This is a genomic window from Bianquea renquensis, from assembly GCF_014384895.1.
GTDB lineage: Bacteria > Bacillota > Clostridia > Lachnospirales > Bianqueaceae > Bianquea > Bianquea renquensis.
Window position 1 is genome coordinate 1 of the sequence record NZ_JACRSQ010000039.1, and the last position, 25,049, is coordinate 25,049.

Below are 25,049 nucleotides of genomic sequence, written 5' to 3' on the forward strand. Positions count from 1 at the left end.
AGCCTATCGAAAAAGGCTTGCACCATGCACTCGATAAAAAGTACCAAGCTGGAGGCGGCTACCCTATATGCAATCCGGCAGCAGGTACACCTTGCGGTCAACTATTCCGCTATTATCGCCCAAATCAACGCGGCGCCGCAGAAAAAAAGCCAGTCTGTGCGGCTGAATGAGCAGATCAGCGCGAAAGAAAAAGAGCTTGCCAGAATTATGCGGTACAAGCAAGCTCTTTATCAGGACTGGAAAGACGGCAACATTACCCATAACGATTACCGGCACATGGGCGCGGACTATGAACAGCAAATCGAAACGGCTATGGCGGTAATCGACAGCTTGAAAGCGGAGCGGGACAAACTGGAAAACGGGATTGACGAGGAAAACCCATTTTTGACCGCTTTCAAGAAGTACGAGAACATCGACAAGCTGACAAGGGAAATTCTCATTGAACTGGTTGATTATATCAAGGTGTATGAAGGCGGCGACATCAGTATCAAGTTTAAGTTTGCCGACGAACTGCACCGTATCATGGAATATGTGGAAATCAACCGCGACTTGTAGCAGGTGGGATAATTCCCGCTTGTTGCTCCCACTATCGTTTGACGAGTTTCCTAATACGTATCACTCATATGTGTCATATTGATATAGTTGAGTATCCGATATAATCAAATACTTATCCGCATTTCGTATAGTGGATCTGCGATGGGAAATAAGTATGACAGTTTTGCCGCGCTGCTTAAGAGTGTCCATAATCTGTAAAACGATTGACTCCGATTCACTGTCCAGCGCAGATGTCGGTTCATCTAAAATAACAATCTCGGAATCCTTTAACAGGGCTCTGGCCAATGCCACCCGCAGGCGTTGACCGCCGGACAATGTATTGGCATTTCGATTTACATCCAAATCTCCTAATGACAGGTCGTGCAATACATCGAAAATCTCCTCGTCTGTTTTATCGGGGGCAACGTATAACAAATTATCGAGAATTGAATTTTCTTCGAACAGTTGACCGTGCTCAGGCGAATACGCAATATGGCTTCTCAAATCCTTCGGTTTGATTCTTCGGGCTTCTATCCCAAAGATATGAATATCACCTGTATAATCGATTAGTCCCATCAATGCCTTGACTATACTAGATTTCCCGCTGCCGCTAGGGCCGATAAGCGCCGTTATTTCGCCGCTCTTGATCTCAGCATTGACATCATTCAGAATCCAATTCTCGTTTTTATAGGCAACACTAAAATTGCTAAAGACAATCGCTGTCTTTTCCTCATTGGTCAATATTATCTGGTCCATTTCCTCCTTCTGTTCATATTCGTTAGGCAGCTGCAGAACCTTCTGTAAGCGATTATACGACACCATATGGATGCTTAACTGCTGAACGGCTGTTCCCAGACCATTTGTTTGCATAATGATAAACCTACATATCTGCGCAATCATAACAGTAGACGCTAGCTCGATACTGTTTGTGGCCGCTAGTATACAGGCTATCGGCGTTATGAGGGAGGTACATATCGTAGCTAGAAATTCCAGCGTTACTTTCCTATATAAATTCAGACGGATGCCCTTCTTCCCCATATGGTAGATACCATCGGCTTTTTCAACGATACGCCCGGCAATGGCGTCTCCGATTTGAAGTTGCCGAACCGTAATTTTACCACGGATCGCTGTATCAGTAATTCTGACAAAATCTTCGCGGGCAGCGAGAGTCTCTTTTTCCAGCTGTTTAAACTTGTTTATAAATACCCAGTTTAAAAAGATAATTGCCACGGTTAGGCTCGATACCAGCCCCCCAATAATGACATTGATCGCAAACAGTGCGATGAAATAGCCGATGGCGTGTACCAAGGGAAACAAAATGGCGAACAGATCGGCAGAAATAATATTGACCATCATTTCAGAGTCGCTGTTGTAGTAGGTGTAGAACTCCCCCCTGTCTGCATTGTTAAGCAGTGAATATTTTGTGTTTACCACACTTTTATAGATATCATGTTTGACTTCATTTTGCGTTTTGACTACGAAGGCACTAAAAATGTACCGAGACACATCTTCTATGATAACCGCCGTTACCAGTGTGACAGCGGTAACAGACATGATGATGAGGATATTTCTAAAGCTTGCATCCTCTCGGGTGAGCTCAGCCGTATAATAATTCAGGCTGACGGAAAATCCGAAATTGATGGCAAAAGACGTCAGAGTCGGCATCACCAATCCAATAATCCATAGAAACGGTCTCTTGCGTATATATCCAAACAATTGCCTAATCATTCATCTCACCCCTACCAGAATCCCTTTCCACACTGTTTATTTGTCCGTCGCGAATGATGAGCTGCCGGTCAAAGCGAGCGATCAACTCCGGCTCGTGGATAATACAAACTACCGTTTTATCCCCTGTTCCGTTTACGATGTAATCCATGATGGCGTCGCGGCTTTTTGCATCTAAGGCGGAGGTCGGCTCGTCAAATAGCCAGACATCCGCATCTCGTAAAAAGGCCCGTGCTAAATTAATACGCTGTACCTGACCGGTTGACATGGAGTCAATCACATTGTTCAGCACCGTTTCGTATCCGTCGTCCAAAGTTTCAATAAATTCATGGATATCCGCTAAACGGCAGGCTCGTATCACGTCTTCTTCCGAAGCCCCGGGTTTCGCTATCGATATATTGTTATATATTGTATCTGAAAACATGAACGATTCTTGTGGTACGACGGATAGATTCTTTCTCAGGTCATCAATCGACATCTTCGAAATATTTTGTCCCTGAAAAAAAATCTCTCCCTCACACGGCGTATACAGACCATTCAGCAATTTAAATAAGGTGGTCTTTCCACTGCCGCTTTTTCCTAATATGGCTACTTTATCACCTTTCATAATTTGAATGGAAACCTCTCGTAGGACTCTGTCTTCCCGATAGGCAAAGGATACCTTCCGTATATCGAAAACGGGCTCCTCCCCCACCGGGCTCAATGCCACTCCGGTTACACGCTCGTCAGGAATATCCAGCAGTGACTTAATTCGTGTCATACACGATCTGACGGTCTGATATTGGTTCCCTATGCCAGTTAACAGGTTGATGCCGTCCCCCGCGATGTCGATATAGAACATGATAGAGATAATCTGGCCGATTGTCATATTCCCCCGAAGAATGAGATACCCCGCAATTGTAAATAAAATAGGGTTCGCGATATAGCCGATACAGCGGGAAAACGATTGTATCAGCCGGTCTCGCTTGGCTTTCTTAAGCCTAGCCACCTCCAGTTCATCGAGATGATCACGATTTTTTTTTATGAATATGTTTTCAAGACAATAGGATTTGAGTATAATAATAAAATTCAATGTTTCCTTAATAAAATTGATATTGGTTCCCACCGCTTTTTGTTCATCTAAGTTCAAATTGTACATCTTTTTTGATAAGATCAACGATGGCAGCAAAGTCAGAGGAAAAAGAACCATACAAATCAGAAACAGAACCCAATGTATCTTAATGATCGCGATAAAGACAATGACAATCTTGATGGGTATTTGCCCCAGTGCTACAATGATGTTAAACCATCCTGTGATACCTCCGGTATTGTCGACAGCGGTCGTCATGAGTTCCCCCTCGTTGATATCTGACAAAGTCTTATATTCCGCTTTGCATAGCTTCTCAGCCATTTTTTTATGTAAAAGGTTGGTGAACTTGATGGACATACTCTGCATGCGTATAAACAGCAGGCACCCGGCGATAAAACTGGTCAGTACGGAAATCGTAATTATGGTGGTGTTGAAAATAACAGAGGAAAGACCTAAACTGACAGAATCTATTATGCGCCCCAGATACCTCGCACTCATAAACTGCGTAATGGCAAGGATTACTGCCAACACCAGCATTCCCATACTGTCAATATTAATGCGCTTTCCATATATCTGGCGGATAAATTGCTGAATTTTCATTGTATCACCTCACGATCGATTAAAGTATAGAATTGATTGTTACATAGTTCTTCTAGGTTTTTCAATTCTTGGAAATGTATCTCTATATTTCTTTTAATTAATTCATCATGAGTTATGGTATACTTGATAAATAATGTTTTTAATATATTATGTCCAATATTTCTTTGCGTTTTATAATAATATTATCACAACTTGGATAGAATTCTTTCATCTGATAATACTGGACATATTTTAAATTTGTCGATAAAGAGAGATTGCTGAATAATTCATTGACCATTCCCTGTTCTATGCATTTCGTTCAAAGCAATGCCGATTATCCGTATCCAGGATACAAAATCCCCGAGAGAGATCGTCATAGCCAATTATCATGACATCATGGGTAAAATGATTCGTTTTATAGTGGATATTCCAATTTCCTTTAGCTTCCATTTCATATAAATCAATTGGCGTAAATACTATGAAGTGCCAGATAAAGGGAAACCAACAGAATCGAATCTTGTGTCGTCTGATTCTTACGGGCATATACTACCGCGACATTCGAGGCTGTTACCTCCGATAAGGCTGTCTGCAAATTTCCGTAGGCAAATTCTTTGCCGGATATATCAAATCCCGACAGGCGCGTCTTCCAATACTCTCGTATCGCTTGATACTCCTCTGATTGATAATACTGTTCTTCAAAATTGGTATACTGATCATACTGGTAGAATGCATTTTTCAGCTCGGTCTTCTCTGAAACGAGTCACATTTCTTCCTGCAGCAGACTGGTGGACCCATCCAGTAAAATATGATGCACATCGAACAACAGCCACTGCTTATCCCGGCATCAGTTTCCTCTCAAGCAGCGTAAAACACGGCCTTAGCATCTAATGCCGTTCAACGATTTTCTCCATGATTTCCCAGATTTCACCTTCCGTCATTCCGGTGGTATCACTAATAAAAGGGATGTTATAGACGAATTTATCCTCTACAATCCGATAATCATAATAAACGCGTAGCTGTGAGGAGGACATGGATAATATGATAGCTCATCCGTATCGTCATCCCCGCTTTTCATCTCCTCTATGGATGACCGATTTTTGCCCCCCTCCCGTTTTGATTCGCGCTCATCGATAAATACCGCCAATCCCCGTATGCTCACATAGTCGAATAAATCGGCAACTTTTTAATAATCCAGGATATTTCTCTTCCAGCCGGTCATGCATCTTGGTAAGCATGACCGAATCCCCTCCCATTTCGAAGAAGTTATCATAGACATTCCGTCTACATCTTTTTCTGTCTTCGTAGATTGAATAGGCAATGAGTAAAACTGGTATTGTCCATTGCTATTTCTTTTCATAGGAGTATCCGTTATGAACGCTATTGGTATTGATGGTAAAAGCACTCATAAAGTCCGCCATCAATGTGTTAGACAACCAGACCAGAAGCCTTGACGGGGAAACCAAAGTCTACATGGAGCATACCGGCAGATACTATGAACCAATCGTCACATGGCTTTCCGATGCTGGTATTTTTGTCAGCACTGTGAATCCTATCCTCGCAAGGGCTACAACTATCAGTGTACTCCCAATTTACTTTTACAAGTGGAAGTTAACTTATCACTCAGACGTCAGCCTAAAATAGGCTTAGCTGATCGGTCTCGGGCAGATCTCCAAAGACCCCCAACTTTTTCATTGTGTCCGCAATAGTCCGGCTGACCTTTGTCCTTGCCAGGAAGTCTTCAATTGTCGTAAAGGGGCCATCACGTCTGGCCTCCTCGATACTCTGGGCTGCCGTGACACCCATGCCCTGCAGTGCGTTGAATGGCGGCAAAAGTCTCCCGTCCTCCGTAATCTGGAATCGGGTACCGTGAGACCGATATAAATCCATGGGCTCAAATTCCACGCGCCGGCAGTACATCTCCACGACCAGCTCCAAAATCGTCTTCACATCCTTCTCTTTCGCCGTCGCCTCTTTTCCCTTGGCATCGATTTCGTCGATGGCTTCTCGCGCCCGCTCGATTCCCATGCACATAAGCTCGTAATCAAAGCCGTCGGCCCGCACCGTGTAGAATGCCGCATAGTACGCTTCTTTATAATAGACTTTATAGTACGCGACCCTGAGGGACATGGTGACGTAGGCAGCCGCATGGGCCTTTGGAAACAAGTATTTAATCTTTTTACAGGAGGCGATGTACCACTCGGGGACATTGGCCTCCCGCATAGCGGCCTCATCCTCCGGCTTCAGACCTTTCCCCTTTCGGACGGACTCCATAATTTTGAAGGAGCGCAAGCTTTCCATTCCCTTGTGGATCAGGTATGTCATAATATCGTCCCGGCAGCAGATGCACTCTGAGATGGTCGCTGTCTTGGAGCCGATCAGGTCCTTCGCATTATTATTCCACACGTCGGTACCGTGGGAGAGACCGGATATCCGAACCAAATCGGAAAAGCTCTGGGGCTTCGTATCCACCAACATCTGCCGGACAAAATTCGTCCCATACTCCGGGATTCCGAAGGAACCCACCGGGCTGTTGATTTCTTCCGGCGTGACCTCCAGTGCCTCCGTCGATAGAAATAAGGACATAACTTTTTTATCGTCCAGGGGAATGTCCGTCGCCTTCACACCGGTCAGATCCTCTAACATCCGAATCATCGTGGGATCATCATGCCCCAGTATATCCAATTTTAGCAGTCTTCCGTGGAGCTGGTGATAGTCAAAGTGCGTCGTGATGATATCCGTTTCTGTGTCATTTGCAGGGTGCTGTACCGGGCAGAATTGATAGATGCTGTACCCCTTTGGGACGACCATCTGGCCTCCTGGGTGCTGACCGGTCGTCCTCTTGACCCCTGTACAGCCCGCCACCAAGCGGCTGACCTCCGCACTGTTCACATGTTTATTGTGCTCATCCAAATATTTTTTCACGAATCCATAGGCCGTCTTTTCCGCCAGACTTCCCATGGTCCCTGCCCTGAATACATGCCCCTGACCAAAGAGCTCTTCGGTAAATGCATGAGCCCTCGGCTGATATTCTCCAGAAAAGTTTAGATCGATATCGGGCTCTTTATCGCCATCAAATCCTAGAAACGTCTCAAAAGGGATCTCCTGCCCATCTTTCGTCAACATCTCCCCACAGTTGGGACAGACTTTGTCGGGCAGGTCAAACCCTGATTTTCCTTTGGTCGCTTCAATCTCGGCGGATTCAAATTCGCTGTATTGGCATTTCTTACAGTAATAGTGGGGTGGGAGCGGGTTGACTTCCGTAATGCCGGCCATGGTGGCGACAAAGGAGGAGCCAACGGATCCTCTGGACCCCACCAGGTACCCGTCGCCGACAGACTTCCACACCAGACGCTGTGCGATGATATAGAGACTGGCAAATCCATTTTTGATAATCGATTTTAGCTCACGTTCCAGGCGCTGCTCCACCGGCTCCGGCAGAGGCTTTCCGTACATGGACTCCGCCTTCTCGTGGGTGATGCTAACCAACTCATCATTGGCACCTTCAATTTCTGGCGTAAAGGTTCCATCGGGAATCGGCTTGATAACTTCAATCTGCTCACTGATTTTCAGTGGATTGTCAATGACCAGCTCCGTTGCCTTCGCCTCACCGAAATAGGAGAACTCCTCCAACATTTCGTCTGTTGTCCTGAAATAGAGAGGCGGCTGGTGATCCGCATCATCGAAATGCTTTGCCGCCATGATGATCCGCCGGTAGATTTCATCCTCGGGTTCCAGGAAATGGACGTCACATGTGGCGACAACCGGTTTATTGTAGGTCTCGCCAAGCTGCACAATCCGCCGGTTGATGTCCATCAGTTCCTCTTTGCTCGCCACCGTTTTGTTGCGCAACATGAACTCATTGTTTCCCAACGGCTGAATCTCCAGATAGTCATAGAAATTCACAAGCCGTTCAATACTTTCCGGGCTATCGTTGTTCAACACCGCTTGATACAACTCGCCTGCTTCACAGGCAGAGCCTATCAGAAGTCCTTCCCGCAGGCGTATAAACTCGCTCTTGGGTATCCGCGGGGTACGATAAAAATACTTAAGATGCGCGATGGAAACGAGCTCATATAGATTCCGCAGACCTGCCAAATTTTTGACCAATATAATGGCGTGATGTGCCCGCAACCGTTTCACATCCGTATTTTCGTGTATATACTCGTTGACACCGGCCAGATTGTCGATGGAGTGTTCGGATAGCGCCCCAAAACACTTCAACAAAATCTGCGCCGTCGCCTCCGCGTCATCCACCGCTCGATGATGATTCTCCAACTCGATCCCCAGATGCTTTGCAACAGAATCCAGCGTAAAGCGCTTTAAATCATAGAGGCCACGGCTCAACTCCAGGGTATCCAAAATCGTATTGGATATCTTGGAAAGACCTAATTCGGACGCTTTTCTCTCGATAAATCCTGTGTCAAAAGCCGCATTGTGTGCTGTCAAAATGCCGTCTCCAGCCCATTCCAGGAACTGTGGGAGTACGATATCGATGGGGTCGGCATCCGCTACATCCTCCTGCGTTATGGACGTCAGCTCCGTGATCTCCTCGGGAATGGGAATCTGCGGATTGACAAACCGGCTAAATCGATCAAGGATAGCGCCCTCGCGTATTTTGACCGCTCCGATCTCAATGATCCTGTCCTTCTCCTTATTAAATCCGGTGGTCTCAATATCAAAAACTACGTATTCCTCCGAAAATCCTTGGCCGCGCCCGCGAATGACAGCCTCCTGCAAATCATCCACAAGATAGGCTTCCACTCCGTATATGACTTTGATCCCTGTTTTCGCCGCCGCGTCCATGGCCTCTGGAAATGCCTGGACGACGCCGTGGTCTGTAATGGCAATGGCGGGATGTCCCCAATTCGCAGCCTGGGTAATCAGCGCTGTTGGCGAGTCAACCGCATCCATTTCACTAATCTGCGTATGGGCGTGGAGCTCAATCCGCTTTCTCTGGGCTGTGTCAACCCGATATTTTCGGACCGTCTCCTTCGTTCCGATCATAGCGTCCGCCATCAAAAGCCGCTGGTGGGTAAAACTATCTTCTTCCATATGTCCTTTGACGAGAATCGCTTTTCCCTTTTTCAGTTCTCCGCTTTTGGCTTTGAATGCATCCTTTTCCATGAAAGCTTTCACTGTGATGGAGCCAGTATAATCCGTCATATCCAGCTGGACCAATGTCTTCCCGGACTTGATTTCCTTTTCCTCTTGAAGGATAATCTCACCGCGGACAATGACATCCCCCTCCACGTTCTCGATATTTCGAAGTGGCCTTGGCTCGCCCTCAAAAGGCCGCCCGACAATCATGGCATCCAGGGCCTTCTTCTTTTCCTCATCGACCTCCAGCGGCGCGCAGCATAGCGTTATATGATTGGCCATGAGCACCATCTCATGCAGAAAGGTATCCTCCTGGACACGGCCTTTCACCGTCAACGTCCGTCCTTTTGCCAGATTCGGCTCAATCCCATCATGGAACTCTTTCTCCGGCACAAAGGCCTTCACCGTCATCGCTGCGTTATAATCCGTCAGGCTCATGGACAAGATAATTTTGCCGCCTTTAATCTCTCGGGTCTGATAGGAGGTAAGATCCCCTCGCAATATAACGCCCTTCGCTTCCTCTGTGCACAGAGACATATCCTTGGGAGTTCCCGTTATGGCTTTTCCAAACAGCACCCGATCGGCATTCCGATCTTCCGCCTTCTGCGGAGCTTGCTCCTCCCACGGGAGAGGCTCGTGAGGTTCGCTGGTATCCGCGTCTCGCGGCTCCTCTTCCCTGCGCTCCGCCATCTCTCGCAGCAGCTGCGTCTCCCGTTTGACCCGGTTTTCTTCCATGGCTCTCTGCTCTTCTTCCGTCAGCTCCCGGCCTTGAAACTGAATCGCCAGCGTCAAGCCCAGTTCCTCTTGGATGGAGCGCCCAATATAGGCGCCCATTTTTTTGCCTTCTAGAATCGAAACGGCCGGTTCACTCACGTGGATCGTCAGCTTGTCCTCTGTGATGTTCAGCGATGCGCTCCGCAGCATGGTGTACAGAAAGGGGTGTTCCAATCGAATCTTCTCCAGCAGGACCTCCCAATAGTCCTCCACGTGTTCCATTGGCTCCTCAAAAGGATACTGTATTTTTAAATTGATCTTTAATCGATTGTCCAGGTGCGAGGAGATGGTTTTTTTCAAATCCATTATCCAGTATGGCGAATAGAATGTGTGCGCACTGGCATATATGTTCGCCCGCCGCTGCTCCTTTGAGATCCGGATCTGACGGACAGATAGCTGTGCTGCCATCTCTGCCAGATCCGGATCCCCAAATGCGCCGGGAAATACTTCTAAAAGTGACTTATCCTGTTGTTCCACTTTACATCCTCCACCAATCACTGCCATACCTGGCACATCTGATTCGCTTCCTCGACCAGCGCTTCCAACAGCCGCTCCTCAGGTACCTTTCGAACAATCTCTCCCTTTCGGAACAAAAGTCCCTCGCCTCTGCCGCCGGCAATCCCTAGATCTGCCTCTCTCGCTTCGCCAGGCCCATTGACAGCACAACCCATAATTGCGATTTTCAATGGTTTGCGGATATGGGCAAGGGCTGTCTGCGCCTGCTGGGCTAGCGAAATCAGATCGATGCACGTTCTGGCGCAGGTGGGGCAGGAAATGATCTCGACCCCAAATTTGCGCAGCCCCGCGAAAGTCAGGATCTTTTTCGCCGCGGCCACCTCCTGGACCGGATCCCCCGTCAGGGAGACACGCAGTGTATCGCCAATCCCTTGATTCAGCAGGATTCCCAAGCCCATGGCTGATTTTATAGCCCCGTCAAAGACAGGCCCCGCCTCTGTGATTCCAATGTGCAGCGGATATCCACAGTGCTCGGCAAATATCTCGTAGGCCTTGGTGCACACGGTCAAATCCGACGCCTTCATGGATACGACGATTGTATCAAAATGGGCCTCCTCCAGAATGTGCACCCCCCTGATTGCACTTTCCGCCAACGCCTCCGCCGTGGGACCTCCGTACTTCGCCAACAGGTCTTTTTCCAGAGAGCCTGCGTTGACGCCGACGCGTATGGGGATTCCCCTGGCGCGACACGCTTCGACGACCTGCCGCACGCGGTGAGCGTCTCCGATATTGCCCGGATTGATGCGGATCTTATCAGCGCCGTGTTCCACCGCCGCGATGGCCAGCCGGTAATCAAAATGGATGTCCGCGACCAATGGAATCTGGATCTGCTTCTTGATCTCTGTCAAGGCGACGGCAGATTCCATATCCGGCACAGAGGCGCGAACGATCTCACAGCCCGCCTCCTCAAGCCTCTGAATCTGGGAGACGGTGGCCTCCACATCATAGGTTTTCGTATTGGTCATGGATTGAATCCGGATCGGTTCGCCTCCACCGATGGCGAGCGATCCGATCCGGATTTTTTTCGTTTTCGTATTGGTAATCACGGTAAACTTCCCTCCGCAGGCCTATAGCAGCTTTCGAATATCGCTGAAGGCGATGACGACCATAAGAATCATCAGCAAGACAAAGCCAATCATATAGATGGCATTCTCCACCTTGGGGTTAACTGGCTTTCGCCGTATCCCCTCGATTGCGTGGAACACAAGCCTACTGCCATCCAGCGCCGGAATGGGAAACAGATTGAGTGCGCCCAAATTGACGCTGAGCAGTACGATCATGCTAAATACATTATACAAAGCGGTTGTAAAGCCGTAGGCCAGTCCCTGCTCATAGGAATCGCCGATGATGGTCACGATTCCGATGGGGCCAGCTACCGCGTCCGCTCCCACCTGCCCTGTGATCAGCTGGACAAACCCGCGCACCGTAAGTTCCACATCAAAACATAGGGTCCAGAAGCTATTGCTGATCATCCCGCCCAGATAGGAGGGCAGCGCGCCGATTCCCTCGCTCTTTAGCACATCCGAAAGATTTCCTCCACTGGTTTTGGCGGAAAATCCCATGCGGTACCGCCCTTGCGCCTCATCATATTTCGGTTTGAACTCCAGTTCCTTTTTCGTGCCATCCGGCTTTTCCACTACGGCTGTTACGGTATCGCCCTCCTGATATTCCGACAAGAGATATGAGATCTTGTTGAACAGGTGGACGCGATGCCCGTTGATCGATAGAAAACGGTCCCCCGACTCTAATCCGGCCGCGGCTGCCGGATAATCCGCCTCCACCTCATTGACATAGGTCGTGGTATATCCATAGATTCCACAGAAAAAGAGAAGAATCACAAAAGCCAAGACAAAATTCATCAAAGGGCCCGCTGCCACGATGGCCATTCTTGCCGGTACTGATTTTGACGAATAGGAACCCTCCTCGTCCACGGCCTCATCTTCTCCCAGCATTTTACAATAGCCTCCGATAGGCAAAAGCCGGAGAGAGTACAGAGTCCCTTTTTTTGACGTATGGCCGATGAGCTTCGGGCCCATCCCGATGGCAAACTCCTGTACAATCACTCCAACGCGTCTGGCGACGATAAAGTGTCCCCATTCATGAACCAACACGATAATACCAAAGACAAGAATTGCGATTATAATACTAATGGCTGTCACCTGCTTTCCAAAAACTTTCAACCCAGCTTACGACGTCCAGTACATCCTCCAACGTATACGCATCACGTCGAACCGTACACCGCTCAAAGGCGGAGAGGGCTTCCTCCACTCTGCGATAAATGTCGAGGAATCCAATACGCAGCTGCAAGAATTCGGCAACCGCTTTTTCATTTGCCGCGTTGAGAACGGCTGGAAATAGTCCCCCGCGCTTCATGGCGTGCCGCGCCAGCGCGACGGCCGGAAATGTCTCTTCATCCACCGCTTCAAAGGTCAGCGGTGGGCAATGGATCAGCTCCAGTGGCGGCGCCACCTGGCCCCCTCGGCTGGGATACGCGATGGCGGCTTCGATGGGGAGCCTCATATCCGGCGTGCCCATCTGGGCCAGAATAGACCCGTCCGTGAACTCCACCATGGAGTGGACGATGCTTTGGGGATGAACGACCACCTGGATCTGCTCCGGTCGCTTGTCAAACAGCCACCTGGCTTCGATCATTTCAAGTCCCTTGTTGAACAGCGTTGCGCTGTCAATGGTAATCTTCTGTCCCATAACCCAATTGGGATGCCGTAAAGCCTCCTCCCGAGTTATAGCCCTCAGATCTTCCTGTTTTTTTCCCCGAAAAGGGCCTCCCGAAGCCGTCAAAATGATGGAGGAAACCGCAGCAGCCGGCTTCTGATCTAGACACTGAAAGATCGCACCGTGTTCACTGTCCACCGGTAGCATGGCGACCCTCTTTTGTCTTGCCAATTTCATGATAAGCTCACCTGCGCACACCAGGGTTTCCTTGTTGGCCAAGGCAATATCCTTGCCGCACTGGATCGCCCGGACCGTCGGCTCAAGACCTATCATGCCCACCAGCGCTGTGACAACGAGTTCCGCCTCTTCCATGGAAACCGCCTCCAAAAGGCCCTGCATTCCCCATAGAAGCCGTGTTGGAACGTCAGAAAGTCGTTGCTTCAGCTTCCAATAGGCCTCTTCCTCGTATACAACAGCAATGGACGGACGATATTTTCGAATTTGTTCTGCAAAGAGATCCAGCTGGCTCCCTCTGGCGGCCAATGCGCAGATTCTGCCTAATCCAGGGTTTTTCTCGATAACGTCCAACGTCTGGGTGCCGATGGAACCTGTGGACCCGAGCAGTACGATATTTTTCACCCCATCGCCCTCCCTTGATTATATGCCAAAATGCGCAACAATATTAATGGCCATCACAACGACAGGCGCGGTCAGCAATACGCTATCAAAACGGTCAAGGATTCCCCCGTGACCAGGGATCAGCTTTCCAAAATCTTTGACGCCCATAAACCGTTTTACCGACGATGAAAAAAGATCTCCCACCTGCCCCAACACGCTGCCAAACAAACCAATGATCGCCGATGTCACCAACACCGTGCGCAGGCTTGCTTCCACATAGGAATGGATCAATCCTCCGTACAACAGGCAGATGGCCAGCGCTCCAACGACGCCGCCAATCGCCCCCTCCACGGTCTTTTTGGGGCTGAGCTTCGGAACCAACTTATGCCGTCCCAGCGCTCTGCCCACAAAATATGCGCAGGTGTCACTCCCCCAGGCTGCCCAAAAAATATAGGGGGCATACAGCATTCCATCCTGACTCTGACGCAAAAAGTACACAAAGGAAAACAGAACTGGAACATACAGCACTCCGGCAAAAGTCAGCGCCACATCCTCCGTTCGCCTCTCCGGATAAGAAAAAACGGCAAGCACCATCAAAATCCAAAACAAACCGATGAAGAAAAAAAGTCCGAAGTTGCCATCGCGCACCCACTCTTCCCGAAACAAGAGAACTCCGTAATAGAGAATGGCAGCCGCCAATCCTATGATCTGAAACGGCTTATGTTGGTTTGACAGCGCCCGGTAAAATTCATAGAGTCCAATCAAGCTGATGACCAGCATCGCGGTCAACAAAACCGGTCCGCCGGCGTAAAGCAATCCAATCAAAAGAATAAGCAGTACAATGCCGCTTACAATTCTCGTCCCCATAGATACCTCCATGCTGCCGCAGTTGCGGCATTCATTGGCTATCGCCCTCCAAAGCGCCGTTCTCTGGAAGCATAGTCTACAATCGCTGCCTCTAAATCCGAAACCGTAAAATCCGGCCAAAATTTTTGAGTAAAATAGAATTCACTGTAGGCCAGCTGCCAGAGCAGAAAATTGCTGATTCGAAGTTCCCCGCTTGTCCGAATCATGAGATCCGGGTCTGGAATCCCACTTGTATCGAGATAGGAGGAAAATATATCCTCTGTCAACTGATCCTCTGTCAGCTTTCCTTCCGCTAGAATCCGTTTTGTTGCGCGCAGAATCTCATCCCGGCCTCCATAGTTGATGGCGAACTGAAGATTGAAATTGGTGAAATCCTTCGTATCCTCTTCAATGGATTGGATCAGTTTGCGCAGATCCGGCGACAGACGCGAGATATCTCCCAACACGCGTATGCGAATCTTTCTGCGGATGGCATCCTTGCGGTTTTGAATCAAATAACGCTTGAGAAGTCCCATCAGATACTGTACCTCATCCTCCGCACGTTTCCAGTTTTCCGTGGAAAATGCATACACTGTAAAATATTTGACGCCCATATCAATCAGCGCATCCGATATGGTCTCCACATTGTCAGCGCCCGCCAAATGGCCTTGCTGTCTCGTTTTACCGCGCTGCTTTGCCCACCGTCCATTGCCATCTAGAATGATAGCGACATGGCGAGGAATGCGCTCCGAGTCTAAATCCTGTACGTTCATCCTTGCCTCCATTATAACATAGAAGGGGCCGCTTCTCTCCTCAAAACGAGGCGGCCCCTCCGCAGTACTCTTATACTGACATGACTTCCTTGATCTTGGCGTCGATTCGCTTGTCGACCTTTTTGATATACTCGTCGGTCATCTTCTGTAATTTTTCCTCCAGATCCTTCTGATCATCCTCTGTGATAGCATTTTCCTTGCGCTCTTTCTTGAAAAAATCCATCGCATCCCGGCGGATATTTCGAATCGCAACCTTGGCCTGCTCGCCCTTCTTCTTGACTTCTTTGCTCTCTTCCTTGCGCTTTTCTTCTGTCAACTCCGGAAATACAAGGCGAATGACCTTCCCATCGTTGCTAGGGTTGATCCCCACGTCCGATGCCTGAATCGCCTTCTCAATCTCCTTGATCAAGCTGGAGTCCCACGGCTGGATCAACAGCATTCTAGCCTCCGGCACAGAGATATTTCCTACCTGTTGCAGAGGTGTAGGCGTCCCATAATAGTCCACCGTAATCTTATCTAGAATATGGGGATTGGCGCGGCCTACGCGGATTGTATTGAACTCTTCTTCCAGATTTTGAATCGTCTTTTCCATCCGATCTTGAAACGTTTCCATGTCCTTGTTTGGCATAAAACAGCCTCCTTTTCATTGGGATACTTATTCGATGGTGGTGCCGATCGCCTCACCCTGCACTACTCTTATTATACTATCTTTTTCCTGCAATGCAAATAGTTTTGTTGGCATTTTATTCTCAAGACATAATCCTGCCGCCGGAAGATCCATAACCATCAGACCTTTAGCCAATATTTCCTCATAGGTGAGGTGGTCATATTTCTTTGCGTCGGAATTTTTCTTGGGATCGTCGTCATATACGCCGTCAATGCTCTTTGCCATGAGAATTCCGTCGCAATCTGTCTCCACCGCGCGAAGAGCCGCCGCCATGTCTGTGGAAAAAAATGGGTGACCTGTTCCGCCAGCGTAAAAGACAATGACCCCCTCTTTTAATTTTTCGACAACTTTATCCTTATGGAAGGTCTCCGTATAGAGTCCGATGGGATATGGGGCGTAGACCGCCGTCTGCATTCCTTCTCCGCGAAAGATCTCGGATGCGTAGAGACAATTCATCGCCGTCGCCAGCATCCCGATCTGGTCCGCCTTGACCCGATCCATCTCGTCCGAACTTCTACCCCGCCAAAAATTGCCGGCTCCGATGACAATTCCGATCTCAACCCCTAAATCTGCGGCTCTCTTAACCTGAGCCGCCGTCTGACGAACCGTCTCTTCATCAAATCCGAATCCTTTTCCGCCCGACAACGCCTCGCCGCTGAGCTTCAATAAAATCCGTTTATACTTCATTGTAACACTCCCTTATCCAAGTTCCTCAGTTTGCCATTATAACACAAAGAAAGCAAAATAGCAACTCTTCTGGCAAATTTCCGGCTTTTCCGCGTTTCGAGAACGTTTTCCTCATTTAGTGGCTGTTTCGCCGCCAATTCTTCCTGTCCGCTTAGATTCCGTCGCTTCCGGCTGTCTTCCCATTCCTTTTGTTTGCTGCTCTCTTCCTTTAGCGGCTGGCTTCTTTATTTTTCTGTTTTGCCCCCAATCCTCCCTGTCCGCTTAGATTCCGTCGCTTCCGGTATTGTCGGTTTTCGACTGTCTTCCCATTCCTTTTGTTTGCTGCCCTCTTCCTTTAGCGGCTGGCTTTCTTATTTTTCTGTTTCGCCCCCCAATCCTCCCTGTCCGCTTAGATTCCGTCGCTATCGGTATTGCCGGTTCCGGCTGTCTTCCCATCCCTTTTGTTTGCTGCTCTCTTCCTTTAGCGGCTGGCTTTCTTATTTTTCTGTTTCGCCCATTATCCATCGGTATTGTCGTTTTCTGTTCCTTTAGCGAAGGCAACAAAAAAACGCCGCCATCTGTGACGCCGTGACACTTCTGCAGCAAAAGTCTTTCATTTCTTTGGCATACGGCGGTTCAATATAACTTTATAGCGTGACTAATCAAGACAGCTTATACGGCAACTACGCCCCTTGTGGATTTTTACCACAGACTGACAAAGCGCCCTGCAACGGACGCTTTGACGGTCTCACCGATCCTGTACCATCTCTTGTAGTGCTAGCTTCTTAAGGGAAGGATAACGCGATAACCTTGCTCTTACCTCCCCGATAAAACGTTCGAATTATCCTCATACCTGCCTAGCTGGGCGATCACCGTGTGGAAACCGTCCTCAAAAAGGGGAACTTTGTTTCCTTTCACAGTCTTTCCGTCCACCGTCAGAGAGACCACGCCTTCGTGCTGACCATCTGGATTTTTCACCATAATCTGATACTTCGCTCCTCGGAACCGGCGAACCACGCGATACTCTTTCCAATAACGAGGGATACACGGCTGAATGAGTAAACCGTCATAATCCGGAAGGATGCCAAGAAAATCGTTCATCATCACATTTAAAATCCAGGAGATCGACCCTGTAATCCAAGCGAATTCCATGAGCCAGGCGCTATTTTTGTGATCAGGGCCATAGTAACAGTTTGCATAGATATACGGTGGATTCAGATGCTTATGATTCGCCTCCCCCTCCAGATAGCCAGCGGTGAAACGGCAAAATGCGTCATATGCTTCTTCCGGACGGCCATATCGAATCATCCCTAAAATCAGCCAGATATTGATATGGGAGTAAATCGTTCCGTTTTCACAGATGCCGGGTTCCATAGAACTGATGCGTCCCACATGATCATCCAACTGTGTGAAAGTCGGCGCCAACAACTTAAATCCCTGCGGCGTCTGGAGCTGCTCAACACAAGAGTCAAGAAGTACCTGTGCCCTTTCTGGCGTTGCAATTCCAGCGATCAAGGCCCAAGCCTGAGACTCGCTAAATATCTTGCCTTCCCGACAACGGCTGGACCCAACGGCAGCTCCTTCATCGTCAAAACATCGAACATACCAAGCGCCATCCCAAGATGACTCGTTAACGGCCGTTTTTACATTCTCAAAACGGCTGCGGTATTCCGCCGCCTTAGAGTCGTCGCCTAAGTGATCCATAAGGCCTGCCATACGCTGCAAGGCCTCACCATACGCTTCTGTAAGCCAAACACTCTCGCCACGGCCATCTTTCCCCACAGCAGTAAGAGAATCGTTCCAATCTCCATATTTTATCAGGCATAGACCGTGGGCCCCCTTATGCTCCTCCAAAAAATTTAAGGCGCGCTCGATGTGGACGAGCAGCGTTGCCTCTCCACCATCATAGAAAGGCACGCTCTGCCACAAGATCGACTGATCATCGGTTTCTCGAAGATAATGAACTAAAGTAAAGACGAGCCAGAGGGCGCTATCCGAATAAGCTTTCGTATCCACCGGATTCCACCCACGCAAGGCCAACCCACTAGCATACTGGTATTGGACCGCTTCTAGCAGAATCTCCCGGCTTCGGTTCGGATCAATGGAAGAAACGCCAAAACCGTGTTGTACAATGTCCCGGTAGCCATTCCATCCCCAACGGCACCACGCAGCGCCAAACATAGCCTGCTCCTTGACCCAATAGTTAAACATCCGATTCAGATGTGCATCAGGCGTCTGAACGGTGAAGGCATCGGCCATCGTCTGCTTTTCATTTTGCAGCGCATGGAAATACTGCTCAAATTTGCCAAGGTATCGATCCCGAACTTCCCGAATATGTTCGGGATGATCTGTTACACCCAGAATGAGAGAGAGCGCCCTCTCTTCTCCGGGTTCCAGCAGAATGTCGTACTGCGCAGCGCCGATGGTGGCATCCGATGACCCTGGCGTGTTGGAGCAATGCCCTTCAACGACGGCCTTCGGCTCCCGGAGAGTGCCATATGTTCCGACGAAAGCGGATCTCGTCCCATCCCATGCTGTCATAGGCATATCCGATGTCAAAAATCCAACAAGATAGTCATGGGGGCGGACATGGGGGTGCTTGCTCGCCACGACCGCATTATCCTCCCGCCGGTATTCAGAAGAGCGGAAGAGCATATCTCCATAACTGTCAAATCCCCATTTATAGCGAAATTGGAACTGATTGTATATAAAAATGGAAAGGTTCCTGGCAGTCTCTCCTTCGTTACGCACTGTCAGGCTCCAAAGCTCCACCGGATCCTGTCCTGCCGGGACAAAAATTCGATACGAAGCTCCAATTTTCTTCACAGACGTTTCGATCCTCGTATATCCCATGCCATGGATACACTCATAGTGATCATAGGGCGCCCGCACCGGCTCCCAGTTGACATTCCAGTACTCCGCCGTCTCATTGTCCCGTATGTAAAGCAGACGGCTCATGAGTGAATCGCGGCCAAATATATCAAAATCACACACTCTTCCGTTTCCCGTCAACAGTTGGACCGCCTCCCGATCCCCAATCTGGTAATCGCAATAGCCAACCCCTGTCTGCTGAACATTGGAAAAAAGAGAGCGGTTCCACAAAAAATTATCAAAAGCCCGGGGCGTCTCCGGATTGGTTACATGAAATTCCGTCCCCGATTCATTAAAATACCCATATGGATGTTTCATCCCTTCATCGCCCCCAGCGTCATCCCCTGAACAAAATATCGCTGCATAAAGGGATACACCACAAGAATCGGCAGGGTGGCAATAATGATCTGAGCCGCCTGGAATGTCTTGGAGCTAATCTTCGCCATCAGCTCGATCTGCGACGGATCTGTCAGGGAATTAGTCTGGGAGATAACCTTCTGTAGGTAGGTCATCAAAGGGTAATTCCTAACAGAGCTCATATAGATCATGCCGCTGAACCATTCATTCCAATGCCCCACTGTGCAAAAGACAAACAGGGTCGCTAGACAGGGAACAGCCAGAGGGAGATAGATCTTAACCAGGCAGATGATCTGACTGGCACCATCCATGCGAGCCGATTCTTCCAGTTCTTTAGGCGTTTGCCGGAAGAAATTGAGCAGAATCATTACATTATAAACGGATACAGCGCCAGGGATGATCAATGCAAAAATCGTATTGTTCAGATGTGTAGCGCTGACCACTAGATAGGTGGGAATCAGGCCGCCTCCAATAAACATTGGAATGATAAAAAACCAGGAGATCCACGTCCGGCCCGGCAGTTCATCGTTCCTCTTGGACAGAGGATACGCCGTCAAGACCAGCAAAATTAGATTCAGAGATACCCCCAGAACAACCCTCAGCACTGTAATGCCAAAAGCCCGAACAAAATTGGGCGTCTGAAAAGCGTACTGGTAGGATGCCAGTGTCGGTTGAACCGGCCACAGACCCACTTTCCCCGCGTTCGCCGCTGCCGCTGAACTGAAAGATAGAGCCAGCAGATGAATAAACGGCACAACGCACAGCAGCGCTAAAATCGCCAATATAACATAATTGAATACATCGAAGGCCTTTTCACCTGGAGATTTTTTAATTTTCATTATGCAAAACCCCTTTCCTTCGACTAAAATGGCCGATAGCCCGCAACTTTATAGGCTATAAAGTATGAGATCAGAACCAACCCCGCATTGGTGAAGGAGGTGACAAAACTTACCGCCGTGGATAGGTCATACTGCGCATTTAGAATCCCCATGCGGTAGGTAAAGGTATCCAACACGTCTGCCACATCATAGACCAGAGGATTGTACAGGTTGAAGATCTGATCAAACCCTGCGGACAGAAGACTTCCAAGGCCCAGGATACCAACTAGGACGGCGATAGGCGCAATGCCGGGAAGGGTGATATAGAGGACCTTCTGGAACCGGTTTGCCCGGTCAATGGTCGCCGCCTCATAGAGCGACGGATCAATGGAGGTAAGAGCCGCCATATAGATAATGGTACCGTACCCAAATTCCTTCCACACATCGGAAATGATGAGCACCGGCCGGAAGGTGGACTTATTTCCCAGGAAGTACACTGGCTTCAGGCCTACAGCCTTTAGAATTTCATTCACCGCTCCGTCGGTGGGAGACAGAATGGAGATCATAAGGCCACAGATGACGATCCAGGAAATGAAATGGGGAAGATAGATTAACGTCTGTACCGTCCGCTTGAACTTAATGTGCATCACTTCGTTCAGCAACAGCGCGACAATGATCGGCGTAATGTACCGAAAGATCATTTTTAATACTGCGATGTAGACCGTGTTGAACACAACCTTGCCAAAACCGGGATAGGAAAAAAAGATATATTTAAAATTATCCAGGCCCACCCACGGCGAACCCCAGATTCCCTTTGCAATGTCAAAATCCTTAAAGGCAATCTGCAGGCCAAAAATTGGTATATAACTATAGATAATCAGGATGACGGCTCCCGGAATCAGCATCAGATAGAGCGATTTGTCAACCCGGGCAAACTTTGATTTTTTCTTGGGGGCCAACGCCGGTTCATGCTGCTTCACACAATTTACCTCCTTCTCCGTATATGGCAGACACCATCTTTTAAATGCGTCCTGCGCCGGTTGGCGCAGGACACAAAGTCGTCCATATCATTATCGGCTCTTATACCAGTCGTTGACCTCTTCTACTATCGTCGTTCCGCCGGCATTCTGCCAGGCCTTTACGAATTCATCAAATCCAGCATCCAAATCTTTGTTTCCGGAGATGAGTTCCACAAAGTATTGATCTTCCAGCATGGTCAGGTTTCCCCACTGAGTATCCATAGTCGGGGAGACATAGCCACCCAGAGCGTCGACAAGATACATATCGTTATCCATATAGGAATTCAGGATACCGTAAGAGGAGTTGGGACCATAGAAGAGCGTGTAATACATCCAGTCCGCGGTGGCCGGCTTTGTGCCCGCCTCTACCGCCGCCTGATAGTCTATGACTTTCTGATAGGTCGATTTGTCATGAGCGGAAATCAAGTAAGACTCGTCATTATTATCCACCGCGTCGGTGACATGGGGATTGGTGTTCAGATTGGTTCGTGGATCATTAAAATACGCACCCAATGGGTTCAGCATATGAATATTGACCGTATTTCCGTCATCCTTTACATAGGAATGGAATGTCTTCTGCACTTCCTCGTCTGTATCTTCCAGGCGATCCGAAACGGCCGTCAAAATTTTAAACATCGCCTCTGGATGATCGTAATCGGCATTGACACAGAGCATCGATCCAGTAGGAGCCTTGACCTGTTCCTTGACTCCGGTTCCTAAGGTCTCCGACCCTGACACCGGGTAGCTGCGCCAGTTAACTCCATCCGCCTCGAAGGTGCTGTTTAACGGCCATGTAATGAGCCAGAATGCGCCTATGACGATGCCGATCTGATTGGCTGTCAGCTGTTCCGCTACCTTACCGCCATCCAGCGACGCAAAGGCCGGGTCAATGTATCCATCCTTGTACAGATCCGCATACGCCTTCAGCGCAGCTTTCATCTCCTCTTGGACAGACCCGTACTGGATACCGCCATTGCCATCCTCAACCCAGATCTTGGGATAGGCACCAAAGGCATTGGCGACTCCGACAATATCGCACATATCGCTTGTGACCGCTATGTCTTTGTTGAGAGGAAGCGCGTATGTTGCTTTGCCAGCGTCAACAAAAGCTTTGCCGATATCGATAACATCCTCTATAGATTCGGGAGCCGGCAGATTCAGTTCTTCCATCCAATCCTCCCGGATCATGACAATGCGGGCATTGTTATAGCCGGGGCCCGACGAGCTCACACCCAATAATTTGCCATCATAGGAGCCATACTCGTAATAATCAGGATTTGCTTGGCTGAGGTATTCCTTGTAATGATCATCCAAATATGTGTCAAATAGATCCGTCAGGTCTGCCAACATTTCGTTCCTCGCAAGAGAGTTGAACTGCGTATAATTGCTCGTGCGAATGATGTCGGGTATCTCCTTACTCGCAATGGCAAGATTCAGCTTCGTGTCATACTCGGCGGACAGCCACATGTACTCCACTTTGATATTGAGCTCATCGAGAAGCATCTCCGTCCATGGGCTGTTGTCCGTGGTGTATCCGTCATAGTCCTGAGCTGCGTTCTCGGTCCCAACTAACTTGACTGTCACTACCTCATCGTACTTAGCCATCGGATCCGTTACTTCGGGCTCTGAAGAATCCGCCGTGCTATTGCTCACGGAATTGGAACTCGAATGATCCGTCGAAGATGAATCCGTCTGTTTTCCGTTGGAACTACAGCTGCTGAGAACCAACGCCGCTGATAACAACAGGGCCATTACTTTTGACAACTTTTTCACAACTTACTCCTCCTTTTAAATTGGTGTCCCGCTACCTTTCCAGTCGGGCGCTTGACAGCTCCATTCTGTCAAGTTATTGTTGGATATGCCGTATCATTTTATCCATAAATAGAATAATATAAATACTTTACTTTGTCAAGTATTACTTTTAAAAATCCTATGATTTTTCTTGAACACCAAAATTCACCAGATCTACATATATAAAGGTTGGTCGTGTCATTATACCCATTTTATTTTTTCTTTTAGATTATTTTTATACAATATTTTATATTCTTATACACTATTCCCTTGATTTAAACTTGATTTTTGCTTGAATTTTAACTTGACTAATTTTCGCTTGTCCTAATTCGCATTGCAACGAGATGGTGCAATATTATTGATTTTAAATTATAGAGCAAATCGCTTGACAGATCACTTGACAAATTTATATTGCTATCCTATAATAATATAAAAATAGGACAGGGGATACAACATGGCTATACAAAATGGTAAACGAACGACAATGGATGATATCGCAAAGCGTCTTGGAATCTCGAAAAACTCTGTATCGCTCGCGTTAAATAACAGGGCGGGAGTCAGCGATGAACTCCGCAAACGAATTTTAGAAACCGCTTCCGAACTGGATTACCGGCATTTTTCTGCCCGAACGGATATCAAGACCAATTGTATCGTCGTCGTCGTTCCTGAATACTTGCAAAATGATACCTTTTTTTACTCCGATATCTTTTGGTCTATTGAGCGGGAAGCCAAAAAGCGAGGGTATCTTTCCATCAACTCCGGCGTTTCCTCCAAAGCGGAAAAGAATCTGACGCCGCCGGCCATTCCTGCGGAAATGAACATGTGTGGCTTTCTCGTGATTGGCATCTTGAATGAGGAATACCTAAAGAAATTGTACAGTCTAGGCTTTCCTATCGTCACCGTCGATATTACCTATCACAGTGTTCCCGTCAATTCTGTGGGGTCCTCGAATTTTAATGGCGCCTATACGGCTGTGTCGTATCTGATCGACAGTGGGCATCAGGAAATCGGCTTCGTAGGTCCTATTAACGCTGCGCAAAGTGTGTTTGAGCGCTGGTGCGGCTTTCAACAAGCACTCATGCAGCGGGGCGTCGCCAACCGGCCCGAATTTCATATCGTCGGCGCCAGCGACCGGTTTGAATTGCTGGATACAGCCAATGTGCTTGAGCGGTATCTCAATACCATTGCGACCTATCCAACCGCCTGGTTTTGTGCCGGAGACCGGATCGCTGTCGCACTGATCAGCCTCCTACAGCAAAAGGGACTGACGGTGCCCGGCGACATCTCCGTTATCGGGTACGACGATATCCCCATCTCCCAGACCATAGCCCCCAGCTTAACCACCATTCGGGTTAATCGCAAACTCATGGGGATGCTAGCGGTTGAGCGCCTGATCGAGCTTCAGACAGACCCCTACCGAATTGTTCACATCGGGCTCCCGGGAACCTTGATCGTCCGCGATTCTGTCCGCGCGCTACAGTAAAGATCAAAAACGGTGCCCCCGCTGGTGTGATATCGATCCCCCCTAAAATAGAGAAATCGAGTAGGAGGTAGGCGATTATTTCGCCTACCGACCTCTCACACCACCGTGCGTACCGTTCGGTACACGGCGGTTCAATCAACTTAACAGGTAACGCACCTTGCGGTGTAGTAGTC

Annotated in this window: 17 protein-coding genes; 2 read left to right on the forward strand and 15 right to left on the reverse strand. The window is 48.5% G+C overall.

Annotation, left to right across the window (positions count from 1 at the left end; all coding sequences use genetic code 11):
* Positions 1–555: DUF4368 domain-containing protein (locus H8730_RS15700; protein WP_249290152.1), on the forward strand; the 555-nt coding region annotated here is incomplete at its 5' end.
* Positions 556–615: 60 nt separating this feature from the next.
* Here H8730_RS15700 and H8730_RS15705 read toward each other — a convergent pair.
* The 15 genes from H8730_RS15705 to H8730_RS15770 all read right to left on the reverse strand — a co-directional run bounded on the left by H8730_RS15705 (position 616) and on the right by H8730_RS15770 (position 23,375).
* The gene (locus H8730_RS15705; RefSeq protein WP_177720202.1) at positions 616–2,262 is read right to left on the reverse strand and encodes an ABC transporter ATP-binding protein; all 1,647 of its coding nucleotides are present in this window, start codon (positions 2,260–2,262) and stop codon (positions 616–618) included.
* Positions 2,255–3,928 (reverse strand): ABC transporter ATP-binding protein, encoded by a 1,674-nt coding sequence (locus H8730_RS15710; RefSeq protein ID WP_177720203.1) that lies wholly within the window; start codon positions 3,926–3,928, stop codon positions 2,255–2,257. Before H8730_RS15710 ends, H8730_RS15705 begins: the two co-directional genes overlap by 8 nt.
* 1,103 nt (positions 3,929–5,031) lie before the next feature.
* The gene (locus tag H8730_RS18120) at positions 5,032–5,241 is read right to left on the reverse strand and encodes an acyl carrier protein (RefSeq protein ID WP_430385393.1); all 210 of its coding nucleotides are present in this window, start codon (positions 5,239–5,241) and stop codon (positions 5,032–5,034) included.
* 298 nt (positions 5,242–5,539) lie between these two features.
* A complete protein-coding gene (locus H8730_RS15715) occupies positions 5,540–10,255 on the reverse strand; it encodes a PolC-type DNA polymerase III (RefSeq protein WP_177720205.1) in 4,716 nt (1,571 codons plus the stop codon).
* A 17-nt stretch (positions 10,256–10,272) separates the two neighbouring features.
* Positions 10,273–11,340: a flavodoxin-dependent (E)-4-hydroxy-3-methylbut-2-enyl-diphosphate synthase gene (gene ispG / locus H8730_RS15720; protein ID WP_346726592.1), complete on the reverse strand. Its 1,068-nt coding sequence runs from the start codon at positions 11,338–11,340 to the stop codon at positions 10,273–10,275.
* A gap of 21 nt (positions 11,341–11,361) precedes the next feature.
* On the reverse strand, positions 11,362–12,453 hold the full coding sequence (locus H8730_RS15725; protein WP_177720206.1) for a site-2 protease family protein: 1,092 nt from the start codon (positions 12,451–12,453) through the stop codon (positions 11,362–11,364).
* A complete protein-coding gene (dxr, locus tag H8730_RS15730) occupies positions 12,440–13,606 on the reverse strand; it encodes a 1-deoxy-D-xylulose-5-phosphate reductoisomerase (protein WP_177720207.1) in 1,167 nt (388 codons plus the stop codon). Before dxr ends, H8730_RS15725 begins: the two co-directional genes overlap by 14 nt.
* Positions 13,607–13,624: 18 nt before the next feature.
* A complete protein-coding gene (locus tag H8730_RS15735; RefSeq protein WP_177720208.1) occupies positions 13,625–14,452 on the reverse strand; it encodes a phosphatidate cytidylyltransferase in 828 nt (275 codons plus the stop codon).
* 38 nt (positions 14,453–14,490) lie between these two features.
* Entirely contained in the window at positions 14,491–15,204 is a 714-nt protein-coding gene (gene uppS, locus H8730_RS15740; protein ID WP_177720209.1) for a polyprenyl diphosphate synthase, read from the reverse strand.
* Between the two features lie 70 nt (positions 15,205–15,274).
* Positions 15,275–15,832, reverse strand: coding sequence for a ribosome recycling factor (gene frr / locus H8730_RS15745; RefSeq protein WP_249290153.1), 558 nt, complete (start codon positions 15,830–15,832; stop codon positions 15,275–15,277).
* A gap of 27 nt (positions 15,833–15,859) precedes the next feature.
* Positions 15,860–16,558: a UMP kinase gene (gene pyrH / locus H8730_RS15750; protein ID WP_177720210.1), complete on the reverse strand. Its 699-nt coding sequence runs from the start codon at positions 16,556–16,558 to the stop codon at positions 15,860–15,862.
* A 795-nt stretch (positions 16,559–17,353) separates the two neighbouring features.
* Complete coding sequence (locus H8730_RS15755) at positions 17,354–19,726, reverse strand: GH36-type glycosyl hydrolase domain-containing protein (RefSeq protein ID WP_177720211.1); 2,373 nt, start codon at positions 19,724–19,726, stop codon at positions 17,354–17,356.
* Positions 19,723–20,604, reverse strand: coding sequence for a carbohydrate ABC transporter permease (locus tag H8730_RS15760; RefSeq protein ID WP_177720212.1), 882 nt, complete (start codon positions 20,602–20,604; stop codon positions 19,723–19,725). Before H8730_RS15760 ends, H8730_RS15755 begins: the two co-directional genes overlap by 4 nt.
* Positions 20,605–20,627: 23 nt before the next feature.
* Positions 20,628–21,563, reverse strand: coding sequence for an ABC transporter permease (locus tag H8730_RS15765; protein WP_249290154.1), 936 nt, complete (start codon positions 21,561–21,563; stop codon positions 20,628–20,630).
* A gap of 90 nt (positions 21,564–21,653) precedes the next feature.
* Positions 21,654–23,375 (reverse strand): extracellular solute-binding protein, encoded by a 1,722-nt coding sequence (locus tag H8730_RS15770; RefSeq protein WP_249290155.1) that lies wholly within the window; start codon positions 23,373–23,375, stop codon positions 21,654–21,656.
* A 472-nt stretch (positions 23,376–23,847) separates the two neighbouring features.
* Here H8730_RS15770 and H8730_RS15775 point away from each other — a divergent pair, with 472 nt between their 5' ends.
* Positions 23,848–24,876, forward strand: a complete 1,029-nt coding sequence (locus H8730_RS15775) for a LacI family DNA-binding transcriptional regulator (RefSeq protein WP_249290156.1) — start codon at positions 23,848–23,850, stop codon at positions 24,874–24,876.
* Positions 24,877–25,049: the final 173 nt, after the last annotated feature.